Consider the following 21681-nt stretch of genomic DNA (forward strand, 5'->3'; position numbering starts at 1 on the left):
AACGTCGCCACGGATTCCGCCGTGCGGGAGCTATCGAGTCGCCATCAAGTCGTCATCGAAATCGGGGTACGCTGTAACTGCTGGGGTCAAGACCGATTCGCTCCAGGGCATTGCGGAAATCGTCTGAATGCGACGGCTGCGCCGCCACAAAAATGGTGCGCAGCGTGGAGCACCGTGCAGCAGCCCGCGCCAAAGATCATGACTGTTTGCAGCAGAAGCGCACCGCTTCGGTGCAAGAGTGTGGATTCAGACCGCCCACGTCTTGGGTAAGACTGAAATAGTCAGAATGCGCCGTCGTTGGCTGGGACTGCTCAGTCGGTGATCGAGCCGTTTTCCTCGGCCAGCCGCAGGTACTCCGACAGCGGCCGCGCCGGCTGGAAGTAGCGATCGCGCATCACCGGTTGCTTGTGTGGCCCAACGATGGACGCCAGATCGGACAGCTTCACATGGCCCAGGCCGGGCATGCCTATTCCCAAGTCGATCAGCCCCCATGCCGTATCGCCATCGGCCGGGTCGAGCGCGGCCAGCAGCCAGGTGGCGTGCGCGTCAGGGGTGAACAGTCGCACCGCCGGCATCGGGTCGATGTTCTGACCGTCGGCGCGTGCCGCGCCGACGGCGAGCAATTGCGCCCGCTGTTCCACGGTGACGAGCGGCTGGCTCATAGCTCGAATCCCCACGCATCCGAGGATGCACGGATACGATTTTCCGCTGATGCGCGGAACCGCTGAAGCGGATGCGTGCTTTGGCGGGAAAGCACGAAGGCACAAGCCATCGAATCCGCACATGCACGGAAACGCCAAAGCGGGAATGTGCAGGCCAGCAAAGACACGGATGCGGTTCCCCGATTCTGTCGGAATCCGCCCATGCGGATTGCCGTGAAGGCACGAACACGGAAATCAACGACACCAAATGCGCACTATAGTTTGTAGCTCTATAGTGCGCAATCGGCTGTCATCTTGGTTTTCTAAGGAAAACCATAGGTGGCGGCGAAAAACTCATTGGCGACGGCAATACGGACGGTCAGGAAAGCGCGCGGCTTGAGCCAGGAAGCGTTCTCCGACGTGTCCAGCCGTACCTATCTGAGTTTGCTGGAGCGCGACCTGAAAAGCCCGACCATCAGCAAGCTGACCGAGTTGTGCGAGGTCATGGACGTGCATCCGCTCACGTTGCTGACGCTGGCCTATGCCGGCGACAGCACGCGCAAGGCCGATCAGCTTCTGGCGCAGGTGCGCCAGGAGCTTGAGGCGGTGTTGAAGGAACGCGACACGCCGTAGGCGCGTGCGTGAGGTGATGCGCCAGCAGCACGGCGCCCCGCCGCAATGGGCGGGGCACGGTGGGCGGCCGTCAGGCCGCCTTGGGCTTGCTGCGCGACCAGATCAGGTCGTGCGTGCCGTCCTCGTTCTCGATCAGACGGGCATAGACCGTCGCCGGGAACGAAGGGTCGTCGAGGGATACGGACACGTAGGGCCGCCCGGCTTCGCTGGTCTTCTTCCACGCCGCGCCGATGTCGTGGCCGGCCGCCTGAAGGCGGAAGTCGGGGGCGTTCTCGGTGTCGCCCTTGTCGTTGGGAATCAGCTTGACCTTGACGTTGAGGGTCAGGGTGCGGAGCTGGCCGGTGAAGCCGTCTTTCTCTGCGGTGAAGGTGCCGATGTTAGCCATGATGTTTTTCCTTTCGGGTTGAACAAGGTCGCGCCAGTGCGTCCTTGTTGTGATCCGGCCGGCGGGGGATGGGCTGGCCGCACCGCGCAGCGGTCGCAACACCGTGGAGAGCCTGGAAGCGAAAAGAATTTGTCCCGCGAGGAATGCGCGCAGCGCAGGGGAAATTGTTTTCGCTGGAAGGTTGCGGCCATGAAGCCCAAGGCACAGCCGTTCCCTCGCCAGGATTCACGACAAGCCAAGGACGCACCGGCCGCCCGCTCCCGAATGGAGACGTGGCCGACTCGGCATCCCCGCATGACGGCTTCACTGGCTTGCGCCCTGCCGCGGGCAAGGCCAATACCCCAACGACGAGCGAGAACGCCCCTTGCCGCAGATTGCGGCGACGGGCTTGAGGCGTGGCGTGGATGCTCCATAGCGAAGCCGGGCGGCGTGTCGGTGAACCGTCCTTCGTGACGTACAGGCGCGAACTGCCAGCGTCGAGGACGGCACGCCTTGGCACAACCTGCCGCAGCAAGCCGGGGCGTAGCCCCACAAGCCCCGCCCATTGCGGCGGGGCGCCATCGAAACCTTGCCCGCGTCAGCGGGAGCCGATGGCTGTACCGCGTGCAAGGCACTTGCACGTCCGCCACGTCGCCGCCTGGTCGAAGGCGGCGACGTGGCGATTTTGCTTTGGACGCTGGAACCGGGCGCGGCCACCGCTGCGCCCGGATCTTCGACCACCGGCCCAAAGGCGGAACGGCTTGGGGCCGGTGCTGCTCGTTATTCCTTGATTTCGATGATCCACCACACCGAACGCGGCAAGAGCTGGCCACTGATGGGGTGAGTGTCGGTGAGGTCGGCGCAGGCCGTCCAGCCCGAGGGCGGGCGGTAGCCGCGCACGTCGCCTTCGCCGTGCCAGCGGCGGGCGCGTACCGTGCCGGGCGCATAGATCGCCGCCATGCGCGGGCGGCTGGTGGGGGTGCGGGTCATGGGGGCTTCTCCTTCAAGCGAAGCGCCCCGGTCGGGGCCGGGGCGCTTGCCTTCGGCGCGGGTCAAGCGGCCAGTGCCTCGGCGGGTTCATCCGCCATTGCTTCGGCATCCTCCGGGGCGTCCTGCGCCTGCGTTTCCTCCGGCGCAGCTTCCGGGCCTTCGGTCTTGAAGATGGCGGGCATCCAGCCCGTGCCATCGGCCAGCCGTTCCGCCTCGCTGGCAATGTCGGCCTTCTTCAACTTCGCCAGCCGGGTGGCGTGCGACGGCGCGAACTCGCCCACGGTTTCCAGAATCACCGCCTTGGAAACGTGCTTGAAATAGCCGTCGGCGGTGGGCTGCCACCATGCGGCCATATCCAGCCCCACGGCCTGCGCCAGTTCTGCGCCCGCCTGGTGCGCCGTGGCGCGGGGCGTCACCACGTCCACGGTCGCCGCCACGCATACCGCCAGCAGCCGCACCAGTTCGCCTTGCTCCATCGCCAGCAGCACGCCGAACAGTTCGGTGCTGTCCTGCGGCAGCGCTTCGCCCGCGACCTGCTGCAACTCGCGCAGGGCTACGGCGGCAGGCGATTCGGGCCAGTCGGGGGCCATGCCTTCCAGCCGGTCTTGCACGGTCAGGCGCACGCCCAGCGGCAAGTCGTGGCCGTAGTGGTTGTCCTGCAAGACGGTCTGCACCATGCCATGCACCAGCGCGGCCAGCGCGACTTGCGGATGGCGGGCGACTTCGATTTGCAGCGCGGCGGTGCGGTGCGCGCTCAAGCGCTGCGCCAGCCGGTCGGACAGGCTCGCGGCCTTGGGCTGCTCGGCGTCCTCGCCTTCGTCGTCGTTCCCGGCTTCGCCTTCCGCGCTGCCGAAACCCTGCCGCAATCGTTCCAGCGTGCGCAGCGCCTTGGCTTCGGCTTCGCGCAGCAGCCCGCGATGAATCACGGCTTCGCCGCTGCGGTCGAGGGTGACGATGGCACCGGCCACGGCGCGCACGTCCGGGGCGTAGCCCTGCAAGGCTTCCTCCACGACTTGCAGTTCCCCGGCGACCTGTTCGCGGCGCGGTTCCAGCGCTTCGGTCTTGTCCTCGTCCTCGGCGTCGTAGGCTTCTTCCAGTTCGGCGTCGATCTTGTCGAGGCGGGTTTGCAGCGAGGCGATGCGGCGGGCTTCGCGGGCGCTCGGTTCGCGGCGCTGGCGCGGTGCGTTCTGGAACGCCTGCCGCTCTGCATAGCTCATGTGCGGCACGGCTTCGACCCACGCCCAACCCTCGGCGCGCACGTCCCCGGCCAGCGCATCCAGCTTGTCGCGCACCAGCGTTTCCAGCAGCGCGGCGTCGGTCAGATAGGTTCCGGCATCGCCTTCCGCGAACAGGTCGCGGCGGATGCCACCGCCCGCCGCCGTGTAGGCGTCCAGCCCGGCGAAGCGCACCAGCGGATGCGTGGCGTCGATTTCGCGCTCGGTCAGGCGTTCGCGCAGCGCGGACGCGCCACGCTGCCATTCGGGCGCACTGTAGAACGCGGCTTCCTGCGCGGCGTGGTCGTCGGTGATGGTCAGGGCCATCAACTGTTCCAGCGTGACGGCTGCGGCCCGGTAGTCGGCCAGCAGGCGCGGCGAGACGTTGGCCAGCTTCAAGCGGCGCTGCACCACCAGCGGGGACACGCCGAAGTCGGCGGCAATGTCCTCGATGGGCCGGCCTTCCTTGACCAGCGCGGCGAACGCCTCGAACTGGTCGGCCGGGTGCATCTGCTCGCGCAGCAGGTTTTCCGCGAGGCTGACGGTACGGGCCGAAGCGTCAGGCACCAGCAGGCAAGGCACCTCAAAGTCGGCGGCAATGCGCCTCTTCTTCGCCAGCAGCTTCAACGCGGTCAGTCGGCGGTCGCCCGCCACCACTTCGTATTGCTCGCCATCGGCGGACAGGATGACGACGAGGTTTTGCAGCAGACCGATGCGGGCGATGCTCGCGGCCAGTTCGGGAATGGACAGGCGCGCGGTCTTGCGTGCGTTGCGCTTGGAGCGGCGCGGCAGCAACTGCGAGAGCGGAACCAAAATCAGGTTCTTGGTCAGGTCGGCCACTTCCAGCGGCGCGGCGGTTTCGATGGCACGGGCTTCGATTTGGGTAACAGCGTTCATGGTGATAACTCCTTGCGGTTAGGGATGCAGCAGCGAGAGAAGCGGCAAGGGCTGCTGCCTGCCCCTGCCGCGTGGGGATTCAGGCTTTCAACTGGCGCATGCCATCGGCCAGCAGCCAAAGCGCACGGTTGAGGCGGATGTTTTGGTCGATGCCCTGCACCGGGCGGGTTTGCTGGCGGCGTCCGTTGGCGCTGCGCCCGCGCAGGCCGCCTTGGGTCAGGTTTTCTTGCGTGCGGTTGAACACGCTCCACAAGTCCGGGCGGCGGTCGTCGTGGCGGCGCGGCATCAGGATTTGCGATTCCGTGATGGGCGCGGGCTTGTCGGGGTCGTCGTACTTGAGGGCCAGCGCGGCGCGGGCGAACACTTCGGATTCGCCATCGTTCAAGGTGATGGCGCGCATGGAATCGCGGGACTCCTTCACCCGGTCGAAGCTGCTCAACACTTCGTAAGCGCCTTCGATGACGTGCCCGGCCACGTCGCCCTTGTGGGGCACGCGCACATCGGCCACGGTATCGCCGAACACCAATCCGTTCTGGCAGACAAAGCGCAGCAGGCCAGCCAACAATTGATAGCTGCTGGTGCCGTCGTGCGAGTTCAGCAGGACGATTTCATTGGCTTCTGCATCGTTGATCTGGTTGGCATGGCGTAGCCGGATCATGTGCTTGGTGAAGTCGCGGCGGTCTTCGTTGCGCACGCGGGTCTGCGCCACCATGAAGGGCTGGAAGCCCTCCTTGCGAAGCTCCGTCAGGACGGCGGCGGTCGGGATATAGGCGTACCGCTCGGAACGGCTTTCGTGCGGGGCGTCCGCGAAGATGGACGGCGCGACCCTGCGGATTTGGTCGTCGGACAGCGGGTAATCGCTGCGCAGCGACGGGGAACGGGAAGCGAAACGGGATGCGAGTTGCATGATTGGTTCTCCTGACAAAGAAGGATTTGCTGTTCAAACCGCACACCGGATTCCTAGATTCGGAGCCCAGCCTTTCGGCTGTTCGGTGCGGTTGGCACGAGGAACCCGGTTGGCCCTGTTGCCACCGTCTTTCCTGAGTTCATCGCCCGCGACGGTCAGGAGCGCGCGGACGGGGGCCGTCAAGGAAACAAGCGCAGGGTTGGTGCGGCCCGCAGCGCAGCGAGGACACGGCCCTGCGCGCCTTGACGGCACACGGGCGCGGGCTACAGTCGCGGACAAGGTGATGAAGTCAGGGGAGACGGCTGGACAAGGCAACGGCCGTCCCTGTGTGCCGAACCGCACGCAAGCGAAGCGCGCAGGCCCGAAGCTGGAAGCCGGGCCGGAGGCGTCAGCCGAGCGGAGCGAGGGAACGATGGAAGCCCGAAGGGGGCGAGACGCCGTAGGCGGCTCGATGCGAAGCACGACAGCGCGACCGGCCATGCTTCTTGGCCGGGGACGCACAGACTTTGGGATGAACAAACCTTCGGCGCTTGATATTCAGCAACACTTGCTGTCGCTGATCGAATCAATTGGAGGTGCGCCTACGGAGGTGGACATGACCCGCTTCATGAACATCTTCTACGAAGGAACCGCCCCGGCGACGCGAACCTCATGGGATGTCATGCACTTCACCAATTCGGTGAGCACGTCGTGGCGGCCCGTTCACCGGCGCTGACTTTAGCTCTCTCATCTTGCATGGTGGTAACATAAATGCTACCTAACATGGCAACACATTTCTGACGCAGATTTGGTCTGGAGAACTAATGGCACTGACGCGTTATTTCAAAGAGACGGTTCAGGCGCGCGTCCAGGCCGACCCGAAATTCCGCGATGCCCTGTTCACGGACGGCATCGAGACAATGCTGGCCGGCGACGTAGACAACGGCAAGGCGATTTTGCGCGACTACATCAAGGCGACAGTCGGCTTCGAGCAGCTTGCCGCAGAGACCGGCTCGTCGCCTAAGAGTTTGATCCGCATGTTCGGCCCGACCGGTAACCCGCAGGCGCGCAACCTGTTCACCGTCATCAGCCATCTGCAGCGTCACGCCGGGCTCATCCTTCACGTGACTACCCGCGGGCAATAAGACCAAAGGCCCGATAAAAATGAACAATATCGCGGCGCAAGAAGGAATGGAGACGCTGCCAACTGCCGCGAAGCTAACGGCGTTCTACCTAAGTCGTGACCGCGTTCTGGGGTTGCTGAACTCCCAGCACTTGCCCGCGCACGTGGTAGCGGTGCTTCAGGGTCACGACATTCAGATGTCGACAGCGATCCTTTCGAATGCTGTCGGCTCATATCTCCTGCAAACGATCGCTGCAGGCAAAGTAAAGACGCTGCCACAACTAGCCTTCGAAGGCGAACTGAAGGAAGGCGTCCCGTTCATTTATAACGGTCATGTCACCGGCAAGGGCTTCGCGGCTGCCAACAAGACCCCTGCTTTAAGTCTCACAGAGAAGCTCGACGAACCGCTTGCTAACAAGAAGCTCGTCTTCGAGTTTTCGAAGAACGGGCTGGTGAATGACACTGCGTACACCCGTATGTCTGGCTCGACGCGCCTTTTCGCGTTCGGTTACATCACAGGGATCGAAGACACCATCATCCGCGCCGTGCCTTACATCGTGGGGGATCTGGTAGCAAGCGGCCACGCGATGGCTTCGCCATTCGTGCCGACACTCGAACTGCGCCCTGAGGACATCGGGCAATTCGCTGGAATGGACCAGACCTGGTTTCCTTCCGAAGCCGAATTCAAACGCATGACGATGGTCCCGGAACTGGCCGTCAAAGAACTGATCTGTCGCCTGCTTGGCGAGCATTCGGTGCCCAGCGATTGGGGCGGAGAGGAAAGCGATGTACTGTCGGCCAACTTGGTTGTTGGTGGCCGCCGTCACACAGGGGCGTTCCTGCTCAAGGGGCCGGCACGGTTTCACCCGATGAAGCCAACCGACCTTGGAAAAAATGGCGACCAACTCTATCGCCTCTTCAACATTCCCGCCCAGATCTACGTGGTGCAGCATTGCCATGCCATTGGTGCTGCCGTCCGCAAGCAAGCAGAGGCGTTTGCGCTCGCACGCAGCTTTGTCGCCCCTTGCCAGATCGTTTTCATGGATGGCCTCACGACAGCGCGTCTGCTGCGGGCTCATGGGCTTTGGCCTGCAAAAGCGCCGACTTCGAGAAGAGGCAAGACAGCATGACGGTTCGGTCACCTCATCGCGACGCCCTGCGAATTTTGTTCGTCTTGAGAGCAGGAGGCAGCCCCGTCGAGCCACCGGCGGCTGAGTATGCTCTCATTTTCAAAGGCGAAGCACGCCTACAAGCGTTCGACTTCTGGATGCGAAATCCAGACTATCTTGCTGCTGAGTTGCTTGATTTGTTCGCAGAGACAAAGGACAAGAGCTACTACAAAGCAGCGCAGGCGATCTTGGACGACGAGGAGCCTGACCTTCGCCGTGTCCCGATGGTCCGGTACTTCTTTGGCGCCTACGAACGCTTGGATGACGCTCTGTCGCTACTGAGGTCCCGCGATCTCATTCGCATCACTGGCACCAAGGGAACCAACAATAAGGTCTTGGAGACAGACTTCGTTCTTACGAAGACCGGCTATGACACCTGCTCTACCGCAATGTCGCAGGAGCCCATCCTTCGATGGTATGCGGATAGGGCGAAGTTGGTAGCTAAGGTTGCGGGTACCATGGGCGGGACAGCTTTGAAGCAGAAACAGTATCAGCGCGCGAGCTATGCGGAAACCAAGCTGGGCGGGGTTATTCCGGCAATCACCGAAGATGTACGAGTTCGCCTTACACAACTGCAATCGGCGTAGCGATGGGAAGAAAGATGGCGCAACCCAAAGAAGAATGGCTACACGCGATAGCCACGCGAGCGGAAGTGGAGACTGCCGCAGTTGAGGGAGTCCTTTCCGCTCACCGAATTCAACCATCACCTGTACTTGCCCAGCCTCGCAGGCTTGTTCTGCGAGAGATCGAGTTTTCTGGCGAGAAGGACGGTGTCGCGAACGCTGGCGCTTTCGCGTTTTCATGGACGGCCCTTGATCACGGACTGTGGGCCGTGCTTTCTGAGCACAACCTGCGGGGCAAATCAACCATCATCGAAATCGTTCGATGGATGATAAGAGGAAGACCGTCAAGCAACCTGCAAGACGATGTGCGGCGATGGGTCCATGCCGTGCGGCTAGGTTTCCTTCTTGATTCAGACGAGTACGAGATCGTTGCCAAGACTCAGGGGGAGCCTATCGGCAGCCTGTACCGTATTCGCGCGCCCGGCGCTACCGGAGGCGAACCGGGGAGAACCGTTCTTGCCGACTTTGCCACCGATGGCGAGTTCGAAGCAGTCATGGCCGATTTCTTCATGCGCACGTTCGCAATGGACCCAATATCGACCTGGCGACAGGGAAGAGAAGACGAAGGGCAGTCGGTAACACATAGCTGGGTAGCCTTTTCAGGTGCGATGTTCATCGGCACCAACTACGAGGTACTTCTCGGCGACATGCCCGTCACCACGGGCCTCACATCGCGGTTGATGCAGATGTACCTCGGCGTCCCGTGGGTTTCAACACTCGCTGCTTCGAAGACCGCGCATCAGATCGTTGAACAAGCTGTTCAAGTTTCTGCGAGAAAAGATCAGCAGGGACAGGAAGCGACCAAAGCGCGCATTGCAAGCATTAGCGCCCAACTGGCAGAGAAACGCGCCGAGCTGGCGAAGATTCCAAGCGATGAGGCCGTGCGCAACGCCATTGATGCTGATGCGACCGAACTGGCTGATATTCGTCGCCAGGAGCGAGTCATGGTCGAATATGCGGAACGCGCCGTTGCCGCGCTCCGAGAACTAACCACCGTCTACCAGGAAGATCGGCGGGATCTCCAGACACACATGGATGCCATGTCCGCGACGGCAGTATTTCGTCGCTTGGAGCCGAAGTGCTGCCCTCGCTGCGATCATACGATTTCCAAGGCGAAGAAGGAGCTTGAAAGCTCCACACACTCATGTTCTGTTTGCGGTGAGTCGATCACGAACTCCGAAGACGGCGAGGCGATCAAGGCTGAACTGCAGGAACGGGTTGCGGCGTCCGAGGCTGCAGTAGCACAAGCCTCGGCCAAGAAGAAAGAGGTGGAAAATGAATTAGCCGCCCTGCGAGAAAAAATTGATCTCCTACAAAGTCGCCTTGAGTCGGCTTCCAAGGAGCTAGGTTCCGCAGTGCGGCGGCAAGAGGCTGCAATGGCCGTAGCGACTCTGGAAGGTCGGCTGGAAGAAGCCTCAATAAGCCCAGTTGCGCAAGCTGACGACCGAAGCGGCGAACTGAAAATTCTGTCTGCTGTCGTGGCGGAAACGGAGGCTCGGGTTAAGGCCGTGCGGGATGGATTGCTAATCGATGTTTCTGCACGCTTGGTCGAATACGCCAAGGCCTTCGGAATGGAGAACTTGTCGGAAGCGTCACTGAAGGGAAACGCGGCTCTATCGTTGGTCAAGGGGGGAGTACCCACGAGCTACAGCAAGGTGACGGAAGGCGAAAAGCTGCGTCTGAAGGTGGCGGCTGTGCTTGCGATGATTGAAATTGCTGAAGCGCGGGGTATTGGCCGGCACCCAGGATTGCTCATGATTGATTCGCCCGCTGCTCAAGAGGTATCTCCCGTCGACGTGGATCATCTTATTGCCGGGCTTCAGGCAGTTTTCACCAAGCTGCCGCATTTTCAGGTGTTTGTTGCCGGTATCTCATCTAGGGCGATAACCGATCACATACCGGAAGCGAATCGCCGCGAGGTTGCCGGCAATGCCTTCCTATGGTGACCGCCATGCATCCGATCGAAGCCGAACTCATAGAGATCGTGAAGAGTGGGCGAGACTGGCAATTAGAAGATCTTGGTGGGATCACAAAGCTCTCGCTGGTAGCAAGATCGCTCGGCAGTACACCCATTATGCCCGAGCTGCTTCACCCGCTTGTATTGGGATGGAGCGATGCCAAGGCGGCTGATAGAGACACGCACAAGGGCGTCCTGCACGATTTATTGGAGGGCGCGACAACAGACTTCGTACTCCTTGAAGCAGTCGATATCCTCGAACATCATCGGCCGCTGCCAGACGACGGAGATGAGTGTTGCTTCATGCTCTTCCTGGCAAAGGCAGCAACCGGTGATCATTCGCTATCTGGGCTATCGCGCGGCGCAGCGCTTGATGGTGCGTTTCGCTGGGCCGGCGACAACAGACGCTGGCAGCTTCGCTTGCTCGACTTCTTCCTCGGTCTTGCACCAGGCGACGACACAGAGTTCCTACGACGGGCCGTCAAGATCGTCGGCGTCGCTTTTTCGCACTGGCGCGACAAGGAGCTGGTCGAGGTTTTGCACAAACTATCTCAACTAGAAGCGGTCCGGCCTGAGGCAGCCTTCGAGTTGGGGATGGCGGCTCTTGCTGAAGCCATGGATAGAGCGGACAGCAACGAGGCGGCTACCGCCTTCCGTGAGGCCAGAGAGTGGTTTGGCGAGTCCGACGGAATATCTGAGCGCCGCCCCGAAGCCAGCTTGTACCTCGATGGCCTCGACCTACTCCTGAACTTCCACAGCGGTGCCGCAAGCGCATCGCTCGATACCGTGAGCGCTCGTGTTCAGCAGCAAGCGTTCGAGCTACACGCCTGGTCCGGAGGCTCTGGCCCTCCGTGGTTGGGGGCCAGACAGACCGAGGCGGCATGTTGGAGCGCGTTGGCTAGTGCCGTTGCGGGACTAGCAGGCTCACTTGATGAACCGAGTTGGTGGGAACCGGCTGCCGTCATCGAAGAAAGTCTCCTGTCTGTGTACAGCGCAGGTCGATCGATCTTGCGTCGAGATCAGGACGGTGGCGTCGAAGCGATGGTCAGGCCTCGAATACGCGCAAGTGTCGCCACGCAGGCCGGACAGGCTCATCAAGTTCGCATGTGGCTCCAACAGAACGCGATCCACGAATGGACCGCAGAAGCGCAAGATCTGATCGCACAGATTGATGCTTTGATTGAACAGTCAGGCAGTCCGAAAAACCCTCCTGAGGCGGCGAGCGAACGGACCTCGCTCGCCGCCATCATCGCGGGGTCCAACATTCCGGAAGAGCAGAGGAATGTCCTTCTCGGTGTAGTCGTGAACGCCATGTCTCTGCAACTTGCCAACATGACAAGTGCCGAAGCCGATGTCATCGAACGCTGCTGTAACGAAGTTCGAGAGCACAACGACTACAGCACGAACGCGAATGGGGCACGTCTCTTCGATACAGTGCTTCTCTGGTTGGTCCGTTTTATATTCAATCGCCTGGAATTGACTAAAGGCGACGACCCAACTGGCACCTATCTCTTCGAACGCGATGATGGCTCACTGCCTCACGAGGATGAACTACAGCAGGACTTTTTTCGCTGGGTGGCAACGTATGCAGCAGGGAGTGATCTTGAACCGACAAACATTGCGAGTGGCAGAGCCGATATACGCCTGAAGTCCGGCCCCGAACGTCTCGTTGTCGAGGTGAAACGTGAGGAAAAGGACTGCTCTTTCGACGCGCTCTTCAAATCGTATGCAGCACAAACGACAGACTACCAGAACGTCAGCATCCGATTGGGCGTACTGCTAGTGCTCGACTTGGCGACACCCAACCGCGAAGGTACTCCGCATCTAACAAGCTTGTTTGAGATGCGCCACGTCCGCCGCTGCAATGAATCCCAGTCACGGCTGATCTTGATCGTCAAGGTTCCGGGCCGACGAAAGAGGCCGAGTGACCTCACTAAGCTTGCCAAGGCCAAACGATCTTAGATAGCGAGGATGCCCCGTTACGGGTGAGGGAGGCCGCAAGACTGCCCAAACTCCGCCAGTCGTAGACCCGCCGCTAGCAAGCGCACGGCATGCGCAGTCCTGGGTCAGCGATCCGGGCCAGAGGCGCCAGGGATCAGCGCCGAATGGCCATGGCTTGACACGACATACGGAGCAAGATTCACGAGCCTAAGGACGTTTCGCGCCGCGACGAAAACACAGTCGCACAAAGGCCGGCTCAATCGCTGGGTTGACTCGATTGAGATGTGTTAAGAAGATCGGACATCACGTCCTCTCGCAAGCGCATGGGATGCCGAGCCCGTCCGATCAATGCGCATACCGCTCGTCTTGCCAAGCTGCGTGCCGACAAACGCTGCTGCGTCGAAATTCGTTGCAACCCCGCTCGCCCGTGGATAAACGCACTTCTCAAGTCGAAGAGAAGCTCATAATCCTGCGCCGCCTTGTCTTCCCCGATCGCTGCACGGAGACGTGCTGCGACGCGGTTTGTCGGAGATAGTCTTGCATGCGGGTCAGATTTGGGCCGGAGCCTGCGTTTGTGATCGCTTTCTGAGCCTAATGCCGCCTCAATCACCGTGAGGTGGGCGATGAACTCGTCTATGCCATTTGCGAGGAACGCTCGGACCAGAAAATGCACCACCGGAGTTTCAAAGAGAGGTGTTGCGCGAGCGACCTGCACTTCGGTCCATGCCGCATCCGTAATCCATTGCAACCCCACGGCAGCCCCACTGTCGAGCGGCAACATGATGGGGCGCTCAAGTTCAATCTCTTCTCCCCAATTGTCCTGGTATATCCAAGGCTCGAACGAGAGACTGTCCGCACTGGGTGGACGAGAGGGCGACACAAAAAGGTCGTCATCAAGGGTGTAGATCCACGGCACACGGAACCCACGCCAGTCGACTTCCTTCAACGTTGACCATTCTTCCCATGGGACGAGAAGGATGAAAAAAAGCGCATCTTCGACGGCCGTGGGAAAGCGGCCAAGATGCGGTTCGATCTCACCAAGATCTCGACTCATATCCTCGTACAGGAAGGGAAAGGCGCGTGCTTCCGGCCTCACATTCACTGGAACTTCTTCCTCGACGATCAGCCATTGAAACTCGACCAGGCGCTTCGATTCCAATGGCAAGTCAGGGAAGTGACGCATCAGTCTCGGTCTGTCAAACAGAACATCGAGTTCGGCGGCGGTCAACCAGGCAATGCGTGAATTGCCGAAGATCATCGGCGGTAGATCGTCTGCAAGATCCAGAGGACAGAGGTGGCGTCGGGTGATGGACTTGCGCGAGAAGGCCTTCACCAACATCTCCGCCACGGCCGGCAGGTCAAGCATGGGCTCCCTGTAATTGGCGGGCAGCCCGCACGGCAGGCCAAGGGCCCTTAGTGCATTGCTCAACGCAAAGATGGCTTTGCCGCTGTCAGTACGCTGAGCGATTAGCTCACTCAATGCGACGAACGCAGGCGCCGACAGCAGATTGTCGGGGCCAGGCGGCGGAATCCTCCACAACGCTGCCAGAGCGCCGAGAAGTTGATCGTCCACGGACATCATTGGATAGCTCCATCCCATTTGGGCTGCAGGTGCCAGGATCTGATCACTACCGCGGAATAGCGTTATCCGTCGTTACAACGGTGATCGACTTCGCACCACGGGTCAACGCCACATATAAGTGTTTCGATGACATCGACTCCGCTTCCAGGATGATGGCATGGTCGTACTCAAGCCCCTTGACCAGTAGCGTCGTCCCGATGAGCTTGTTGTGCCGGATCGGTCGGCCTGAATGGCGAAACTCGCGCTGGTATCGGTTCGCCGCTTCGGTCAGTGTGAGGCCTAGATTGTCCTCGTGCATACGCAACACTCCCATCATGCGGCCCAAGAGATCACGGCGGTAGGTCGTGACTTCGGGGCGGGCACGGACAAGGTCGAGCATGGCAGCCATGTCCTTGCATGATCCCGTAGCCAAATAGCGATTCGCCACCTCCAGAATCTCGGGACATTTCGTCGCCCTTGTTGCCTTCCCCTCCTGGCCCTTCTTGGTTGCCGCGGCGAGCACGCCATCGACCGCGTTGCAACAGGTCTTGCAAAAATCGATCACAGACCGAAGCCGCTCTCCTGCTGACTTGGCGCCATCGATCTTTTTTATGAAACGATGGAGATCCTTGCCTTCGACCTCCTCCAGGCTGGAGAACTTGCCGGCCATGCTTTGCGCCAGCTTATGTGTCTTGTTCTTCGACTTCTGATCGCCCGCGTGGATGGCAATGACAGACGCCTGGTTCTTCAGGTGGTCGTAGAACACGCTCAGCCGTTTTTTATTACTGAAATCGTTCAAATCAACAGAATACCGACGAACCCCATTGGGCAATGGCCCGGCAAGGGGGATCTTTTTGTCTTCTGCTAGAAGCGCCCGGGCCTGGCTCAGCCACTGCCCGAGTTCATCGGCCCCTGCCAGTTTCCACCTCCAAGGCGTCTTCAGTTCGCCGAGCAACTGGTAGTTAGGATAGACCGCCGTGTTCCAATCGATCGGTTGCTGGCCGAAGTCGAAGATGGCCTGCATGGGATCGCCGAGCAGCCGGCATGGGAGCAACTGTGCCAGGGCTTCTACCAACTTATGCTGCTGGTCGGAGCAATCTTGATACTCGTCGACGTAGACCCCAGCGTAGGAGCACTTGATCATGTGCTGCACGAACGGTCTGTTCAGTAGCGCGGCGCAGGCCTCATAGAGTTTTCCCCACTCCTTTCCTGAAGGGTGTTCCTTTTTCCACTTTGATGTCTTCGGGAAGTAAAGGCAGGTACGTAGCGCCCAGCTCGCGATGGTGTCGATTTGGTACTGCGCCGGCGGAATCCGCAGCAGCTGCATCTTCCGCTTGATTGCGTTCACGCCAGCGTAGGTATGGGTCAGCACCAACTGGCGACGGGCAGCCGCCTGCACGGCCCTCGCTATTAAATGAGTTTTTCCGTAGCCGGCAGGGGCAATTACGTATCCCTTGCCGTTAAAGTCCGCCAAGACTTTCGGCAGTTCGTCATCCATTGTCCACCCATGTGCGGAACTGCCCCAGCTTGGTCGCGAACTCCTTCTGCAGGAATGCGGCATCCGCGAACGCGGGGAAAATGGCCTGCGCCCATTGCTCGCCATACGCGATGTTCTTGAACCAATTGGACGATTTCGCTGCAGCGCCGATGGCTTTGCGCAGTTCGGCGGTGTCCTGCCATTTGCCGATGTCCTCGTCGAACTGAATGTTCAATTTCGACCTGACTTGATCGTGGACCGGAAACCCAAGCTCCTTGGCAAGCTTAGCGCTTGCCATCACCTGCTCCCAAGGCAAGTCCACCATCGCCCGCTGCTCGATCGATAGCCTATCGGCCCACATCACGACGACCATCTCCTTTCCGGTCAGATCAGCGGCATCTTTATCGGAGAACTGATCCTGGGCGTCGCCATCGGCTAGAACCATGACATCGTAGTGCAGGGCCTTGAATCCCGTCGCAAGCCCTTTGACCTTGCTCGCGCCATGCGCATCGAGCGGCACCACCCCCAGGTATGAGAACGGCAGCTTCCCTGCGGCCGCCCAAAGATCGTCCATGCCGCGCAGGAACCCCACTTCGGTTGCTCCTTCGCAGACGACCACCTTGCGGGACAAGAACGCTTCCGCGCTGGAACGGATATGGCCTTGGATATTCAGCCCTTCCAGTGCCTTGCCTGCGGCCGCAACCACGCGCACGCCAGCGTCTTCTTTGCGCAGCAGGTACAACTGTTCCACCGTCAACTCGCGCAGCACGGTAGGAGAATGTGTCGTAAGGAAATACTGCCCCTTCTGATCCTCGCGAATGTGCTTGATCAGGCGCGCGACCCGGTGCGGCTCCAGCCCGTACTCGACTTCATCGAACAGGGTGATGTGCTGGTCTTCCAAGCCTTCCTGCTGGATACCGCACAGCAGCATGCGTTTCGAGCCGAGACCCAACTGCCGCAGGGGAATGTCGCCATCGTGCAAAGTCAGGCCGCCGATCCGGATACTAATCGCGTTGAGGTCGAGGTGTGCCTTGTATTCGTGTCCGACCGGAACACCAAGCCCCTTCGCCACCTGCTCCGACTTGGCCGCCGCGGCATCGAACTTCTTCAGGACCAATGCTCGTTGGCTGTCGAGCGAGCTTCTTGCCGCACGCGTCGCCTCAACCAGCGATTCGTTCAGATTATCGGATTCGGTGATCTTCGCGAGCGCCGTTCCTGCAGCCCAAGTCAGCTGTTTCTCGCTGTACGTGCCGATTAAGCCAGCGCCGACTTTGGCGCGATCAGTCGCCTTGAAATCAACACCGTCGGGATTGCGTTCGGTAACGACCTTCCACTTCGGCTCCAGATCCTTTGCGACAGAGAGCCGGATGCTGAGAACGTGCTCGTCATCGTCATCAGGCTCATCATTCAACTTGAACGCATCCTTGTTCCAGCCGCGCAGATGCGCCCCGTACTTCTGTTCCGCGCAGAACTCGGGCAACAAATCTCCAATCACGACCTCAATCTGGATTGAATCGTCAGTGTTGCACTGATAGAAATCGGAATCGTAGAACGCGTGATTCCACTGCGGGCTGAAGGCGCAGCGGATCGCTTCCAGCACCGTCGTTTTCGTAGAATCGCCCTTGCCGATCAGGCAGAAGGTCTTCTCGTTGGGGAGATCCCATTCGAGCCGGTTGATTCCCCTGAAGTTCTGGATTTTTAGTTTTCTGACCTTCATCGCATCCCCCGTGCGTGCCGCGCCATTAACGCGTTAGCCCCTCAAGCCTAACGTGCGCAGCCCACCACTAACTGACCCGTCATATTTGCTCAAGCGCGTGGCTGCGTGTGTGTCAGCCAATCGCCAGCCGGACCGGCTTACCAACCCGGCTCAACATCTCCACCAGCGTGTCGATGGTGAACTTGGCGGTCTTCTTATTCACCACATCAGACACTCGTGGGCGTGACACCATCAGGATCTCCGCGGCCTCAGCCTGCTTCAGGTGATGCTGCGCAATCCATTCGGTCAACTCCGACATCAGTTGCTCCTTGAGTAGCCGCGTGTCGTTGATCTGCTGAAGCGAAGCGGCGTGCAACCGTGCAGCTTCCTCGGCCGGGAATCCCAGTTCGAGGAAGAGGTTCGCGCCCGGTTTCGTGACATGGCGAATTTCGGTGTCGATCTTCATGGCCTACCTCTTCTTGCGTTGACCACGGCACGATAGCGCGCCGTGGCGATGTCCTTGTCCCGCTTGCTGGTCGCTTGCGTCTTCTTCTGGAAGCAGTGCAGGACGTACACGGCTTCCTCGAACTTGGCGACGTACATCACCCGGAAGATGCCGCTAGCGTCGCGGATACGGATTTCCCGCGTCCCGGCACCCACGTCATCGAACGACCTCCAGTCCTCCGGTTCCAGACCCGCTTGGACCTTGCTCAGCTGGAAACCGGCATCCCGGCGCGGCTCGTCGGGGAATTTCACCAGATCGTCGTAGGCGGACCCTACCCAACGAATCTCTTTCTCATGCTGCATAGGACAGTCCCGTATAAAATTTTATACCAGAATGCGCCGAGCGTAAAGGCGAACGCCGCTTCCTAAGACGTGGCCCGCTGCGCACCCGTGGTTGCCATGTGATCCTCGTTTTAGGACTCCCACGATGCCAAGGTGGATGCCGGTACAACCATCCGGCAGGGCGGCGGGGGGCTCCGCGGCCCCCGAAAGCGTCTTCCTGCTTCCTGCTCACACGGTGGCCTCCGCAGGGCGCCGCCCGCCTGTGATGGACTGGCGCCGATTCGCCACCAGTTCTGCCGCCTTGCGTACCGGGTCGTCCTCGGTGTGGACGTAGCGCATGAACATCGCTACGGTCTTGTGCGCCGTCAGCGCCATACCAACCTTGACCGGAATACCCGAGTTGGCGATGTCCGTGGTCGAGCGGTGCCGAATGCCGTGCGTGCCGACGTGTGGCACGCCGGCCGCCTTGAGCGCGCGCTTCCAGCCGCCGTAATACTCGCCGTAGGTCATGTGCCTGGTCGGATCGTTGGGCGACGGCAGAGCGTAGGGGCAGCCCTCCCGCCGTGGCGCGGTCGAGAACAGGCGATGGGCTTCCTCGCTCATGGGCTTGGAGATACCGCCGGTCTTGCTGTCGGGCCAGACCACGCGCCGCTTCTCCAGATCAATCCACTCCCATTCAAGCGAGACAATCTCCGAACGGCGGGCGGCGAATTCGAATTGCAGGCGAATTGCCAGCGGGATGACGTAATTCTCCAGCCCCTGGGCCTCCAGATGCTCAAGGTGACGGAAGATGCGCACCATTTCCTCGTCGTTGATGAGCCGAGTTACCTTGCCGGCCGGGAACATCGGGACGTGACGGCACGGATTCGTGCCGTCCGGGCGGTAGCCCCACACTTCGGCCAGGTTGAACATCTTGCGCAGCACGCCGAAGGTTCGGTTCGCCTCGGCCGGCTTGTAGGCCAGCTTCTTCATCAGCGCCGCGATGTCCGGGCGCTTCACGTCCTGCACCTTCATCCGTCCCAAAATGGGGGTGATGTTGCGGTTTATGACGCCCCAGTAGCCGCGCTGGGTGGTCGCCTTGTTGCGTTGCTTGGAATAGTCCTCCATGAAGGTGTGGCAATACTCCTTCATGGTCGGTGCCTTGCGGGCGGCGTTCTTGGCCGCGCTCGGATCGCCACCCCGGCGAACCTCAGCCAGCCACTCCTGCGCCATGACGCGGGCCTGCTCGACGGTCAGTTCCCCGTACTGGCCCAGGGCGGGCTTGCGGCGCTCGCCAGCGTTCGTGCGGTACTGGAGCATGAACACCTTTCGGCCGGCCGGGGTGATCTTGCACAGGAAGCCGGGGACCACGGTATCCCGCAGCTCGACTGCCTGCGCCTGGGGCTTTGCCGCATCGACAGCGGACTTGGTGAGCTTGATTCTTGCCATGATGACTCCTCGGAAACCCCGGTTTCCAAGAGCCACATGGGAGCCACGCGACCGGAAGCCGGGTCAAGTTTCGGAAAGCACCGGCATATGTTGAACTCGCCTAAGTGATTGATAAACCTGCTGTAGCAGGCTTAGGCATAGTCCAGAGAAGTACCGGGCTGGAGTCATCGTGAAACAAAAAATCACTCGCCGATTCTTGCGCGAACTTCTAGAACACCCCCCTGGCGGGCTACCCTGCCCGTCCCCTCGCTGGAACGGCTGTCTCATGATCCTCGCCAAACGCCTGAAGAATCTCCCGGTCGGCCGCAAGTTGCTGGCGGCCCTGCTGGTGATGATGGTCGCGGTGCTGGTGGTGGCCAACGTGACCTTCATCAGCGCCGCCTACTGGATCTCCCAGGAAAGCGTGGCACCCCAGGCCTTGCAGACCCTCGGCCGGCTGTTCGCCAGCCCGGTGCTGAGCCGCGAGGTGCTGGCCTCGCCGACGGCGGCCCAGGCGCAGCTGCAACAACTGGACGGCTATGCGCCTTTGCGCCTGGCGGTGGTCTACGACAGCCAGGGCCAGCGCCTGGCCGAATTGCACAATGGCGATCGCCTGAAGGTCCCCGAGCGTTTCGAGGACTTGCAGACCTGGCGCCTGCGGGAATTCCGCACCAACCTGCTGGTGGAGCTGCCGCGCCCCGAAGGCCCGCCCGGCCACCTGCTGCTGGTGGCCAGCAGCGAACTGCCGGGGGCCTTCTACCGCGGCACCCTAACCGCCAGCCTGGCGATCCTCACCTTCAGCATCCTGCTCTGGCTGGTGGTGGCGCGGCAGATCAAGCGACTCATCACCCTGCCGATCCGCGAGCTGGAAGAACTCTCGCGCCAGGTGACCCGCGAGGAAAACTATTCGCTGCGCGCCAGCAAGGGCAGCGAGGACGAGCTGGGGCGCCTGGCGGAGTCCTTCAATACCATGCTCGGCCGCATCCAGGGTCGCGAACAGCAGCTCAAGCGCGCCCGCGACGACGCCCAGTACGCCGTGCTGCAGGCCCAGAGCCTGGCCGAGGAGACGCGCCGCTCCAACCGCAAGCTGGAGCTGGAAGTGCAGGTCCGCGGCAAGATCGAAAAGAAGCTCACCGGCTTCCAGAACTACCTCAACAGCATCATCGACTCCATGCCCTCGGCGCTCATCGCCGTGGACGAGCAGTTCTACGTCACCCAGTGGAACCAGGAGGCCACCCACCTCTCCGGCACCCAGCTGGACGAAGCCCTGAACCAGCCGGTGTTCCTCGCCTTCCCCTCGCTCAAGCCCTTCCTGCCGCAGCTCAGCCGTACCGCCGAATTGCTGCGGGTGGAAAAGGTGGAGCGGGTGACCTGGGCGCTGACCGACACCCCGCGCCACTACACCCTCACCTTCTATCCGCTGATGGGCGGCGCCGGCCGCGGCGTGGTGATCCGCATCGACGACATCACCCAGCGGCTGAACATGGAAGAGATGATGGTGCAGTCGGAAAAGATGCTCTCGGTGGGCGGTCTCGCCGCCGGCATGGCCCACGAGATCAACAATCCCCTGGGCGCCATCCTGCACAACGTGCAGAACATCCGTCGCCGACTGTCGCCGGAACTGCCGAAGAATATGGAGCAGGCCGCCGAGTCGGGCGTGGAGCTCAACGCGGTGAACTGCTACCTGGAAAGCCGGCAGATCCCGCGCCTGCTCGACGGCATCCACCAGGCCGGCAGCCGTGCGGCCAAGATCGTCAGCCACATGCTCGCCTTCAGCCGCCGCAGCCATCGCAAGATGGAAGCCAGCGAACTGCCGCCATTGATCGACCAGGCCATCGAGATCGCCGGCAACGACTTCGACCTGGCCGAAGGCTTCGACTTCCGCACCCTGTCCATCATCCGCGAATTCGACCCGGCGCTGGGACCGGTGCCGGTGATCGCCAACGAACTGGAGCAGGTGCTGCTCAACCTGCTGAAGAACGCCGCCCAGGCCATCCACCTGCGTGACGACGAGGAAGAAGGCGAATACGGCCGCATCACCCTGCGCACCAAGCTGCGCGGCGGCTGGGCGGAGATTCAGGTGGAGGACAATGGCATCGGCATCCCCGAAGACATCTGCAAGCGCATCTTCGAGCCCTTCTTCACCACCAAGGAAGTGGGCCAGGGCACTGGCCTTGGCCTGTCGGTGTCGTACTTCATCATCACCAACAACCACAAGGGGCAGATGGAGGTGCACTCCACGCCTGGTGTAGGGACCTGCTTCACCCTGCGCCTGCCCCTCGTTCAGGCCGATTTCGAATCGACCTAGCCCCAACA

General features: G+C 61.1%; 19 protein-coding genes. 8 read left to right on the top strand and 11 right to left on the bottom strand.

The features are described 5' to 3' along the window. Positions 1 to 311: 311 nt before the first annotated feature. The gene (locus AR540_RS00795) at positions 312 to 662 is read right to left on the bottom strand and encodes a DUF2958 domain-containing protein (protein WP_059225957.1); all 351 of its coding nucleotides are present in this window, start codon (positions 660 to 662) and stop codon (positions 312 to 314) included. 318 nt (positions 663 to 980) lie between these two features. On the opposite strand from AR540_RS00795, the gene AR540_RS00800 reads away from it, so the two are divergent. Further along, complete coding sequence (locus tag AR540_RS00800) at positions 981 to 1274, top strand: helix-turn-helix domain-containing protein (protein ID WP_082706858.1); 294 nt, start codon at positions 981 to 983, stop codon at positions 1272 to 1274. Between the two features lie 70 nt (positions 1275 to 1344). Here the strand turns inward: AR540_RS00800 and AR540_RS00805 are convergent, their stop codons facing one another. The 4 genes from AR540_RS00805 to AR540_RS00820 all read right to left on the bottom strand — a co-directional run bounded on the left by AR540_RS00805 (position 1345) and on the right by AR540_RS00820 (position 5646). Then, positions 1345 to 1659 carry a DUF736 domain-containing protein gene (locus tag AR540_RS00805; RefSeq protein WP_033959579.1) on the bottom strand — a complete coding sequence of 105 codons (315 nt, stop codon included), beginning with the start codon at positions 1657 to 1659 and terminating at the stop codon, positions 1345 to 1347. A 759-nt stretch (positions 1660 to 2418) separates the two neighbouring features. Next, the gene (locus AR540_RS00810) at positions 2419 to 2628 is read right to left on the bottom strand and encodes a hypothetical protein (protein ID WP_059225959.1); all 210 of its coding nucleotides are present in this window, start codon (positions 2626 to 2628) and stop codon (positions 2419 to 2421) included. 62 nt (positions 2629 to 2690) lie between these two features. Continuing rightward, positions 2691 to 4739 carry a ParB/RepB/Spo0J family partition protein gene (locus AR540_RS00815; RefSeq protein ID WP_059225960.1) on the bottom strand — a complete coding sequence of 683 codons (2049 nt, stop codon included), beginning with the start codon at positions 4737 to 4739 and terminating at the stop codon, positions 2691 to 2693. Between the two features lie 79 nt (positions 4740 to 4818). Next, entirely contained in the window at positions 4819 to 5646 is an 828-nt protein-coding gene (locus tag AR540_RS00820) for a DUF932 domain-containing protein (RefSeq protein WP_059225961.1), read from the bottom strand. Between the two features lie 511 nt (positions 5647 to 6157). Here AR540_RS00820 and AR540_RS00825 point away from each other — a divergent pair. The 6 genes from AR540_RS00825 (at position 6158) to AR540_RS25675 (ending at position 12459) form a co-directional block, all read left to right on the top strand. After that, entirely contained in the window at positions 6158 to 6361 is a 204-nt protein-coding gene (locus tag AR540_RS00825; protein WP_059225962.1) for a hypothetical protein, read from the top strand. Positions 6362 to 6449: 88 nt separating this feature from the next. Continuing rightward, a complete protein-coding gene (locus AR540_RS00830; RefSeq protein WP_059225963.1) occupies positions 6450 to 6770 on the top strand; it encodes a helix-turn-helix domain-containing transcriptional regulator in 321 nt (106 codons plus the stop codon). A 19-nt stretch (positions 6771 to 6789) separates the two neighbouring features. After that, entirely contained in the window at positions 6790 to 7878 is a 1089-nt protein-coding gene (locus tag AR540_RS00835; RefSeq protein WP_236711982.1) for a methyltransferase, read from the top strand. Further along, entirely contained in the window at positions 7875 to 8504 is a 630-nt protein-coding gene (locus AR540_RS00840; protein ID WP_059225964.1) for a hypothetical protein, read from the top strand. Before AR540_RS00835 ends, AR540_RS00840 begins: the two co-directional genes overlap by 4 nt. A 14-nt stretch (positions 8505 to 8518) precedes the next feature. Continuing rightward, positions 8519 to 10486, top strand: coding sequence for a hypothetical protein (locus AR540_RS00845; protein ID WP_059226057.1), 1968 nt, complete (start codon positions 8519 to 8521; stop codon positions 10484 to 10486). A 5-nt stretch (positions 10487 to 10491) separates the two neighbouring features. After that, the gene (locus AR540_RS25675) at positions 10492 to 12459 is read left to right on the top strand and encodes a hypothetical protein (RefSeq protein WP_177339175.1); all 1968 of its coding nucleotides are present in this window, start codon (positions 10492 to 10494) and stop codon (positions 12457 to 12459) included. Between the two features lie 235 nt (positions 12460 to 12694). On the opposite strand, the gene AR540_RS00855 is transcribed toward AR540_RS25675, so the two are convergent. The 6 genes from AR540_RS00855 to AR540_RS00880 all read right to left on the bottom strand — a co-directional run bounded on the left by AR540_RS00855 (position 12695) and on the right by AR540_RS00880 (position 19386). Then, positions 12695 to 14017, bottom strand: a complete 1323-nt coding sequence (locus AR540_RS00855) for a hypothetical protein (protein WP_059226059.1) — start codon at positions 14015 to 14017, stop codon at positions 12695 to 12697. Positions 14018 to 14066: 49 nt separating this feature from the next. Continuing rightward, complete coding sequence (locus AR540_RS00860) at positions 14067 to 15497, bottom strand: UvrD-helicase domain-containing protein (protein ID WP_059225965.1); 1431 nt, start codon at positions 15495 to 15497, stop codon at positions 14067 to 14069. Further along, the gene (locus AR540_RS00865) at positions 15490 to 17193 is read right to left on the bottom strand and encodes an ATP-dependent nuclease (RefSeq protein ID WP_059225966.1); all 1704 of its coding nucleotides are present in this window, start codon (positions 17191 to 17193) and stop codon (positions 15490 to 15492) included. The genes AR540_RS00860 and AR540_RS00865 overlap by 8 nt, the downstream gene beginning before the upstream one ends. Positions 17194 to 17305: 112 nt before the next feature. After that, entirely contained in the window at positions 17306 to 17638 is a 333-nt protein-coding gene (locus tag AR540_RS00870) for a helix-turn-helix domain-containing protein (protein ID WP_059225967.1), read from the bottom strand. After that, the gene (locus tag AR540_RS00875; RefSeq protein ID WP_059225968.1) at positions 17635 to 17979 is read right to left on the bottom strand and encodes a type II toxin-antitoxin system RelE/ParE family toxin; all 345 of its coding nucleotides are present in this window, start codon (positions 17977 to 17979) and stop codon (positions 17635 to 17637) included. The genes AR540_RS00870 and AR540_RS00875 overlap by 4 nt, the downstream gene beginning before the upstream one ends. Before the next feature lie 207 nt (positions 17980 to 18186). After that, positions 18187 to 19386, bottom strand: a complete 1200-nt coding sequence (locus AR540_RS00880; protein ID WP_059225969.1) for a tyrosine-type recombinase/integrase — start codon at positions 19384 to 19386, stop codon at positions 18187 to 18189. Between the two features lie 265 nt (positions 19387 to 19651). Between AR540_RS00880 and AR540_RS00885 the strand changes: the two genes are divergently transcribed. Further along, the gene (locus AR540_RS00885; RefSeq protein WP_059225970.1) at positions 19652 to 21673 is read left to right on the top strand and encodes a sensor histidine kinase; all 2022 of its coding nucleotides are present in this window, start codon (positions 19652 to 19654) and stop codon (positions 21671 to 21673) included. Positions 21674 to 21681 lie beyond the last annotated feature (8 nt).

The organism is Pseudomonas sp. EpS/L25 (assembly GCF_001512295.1).
Lineage (GTDB): Bacteria > Pseudomonadota > Gammaproteobacteria > Pseudomonadales > Pseudomonadaceae > Chryseomonas.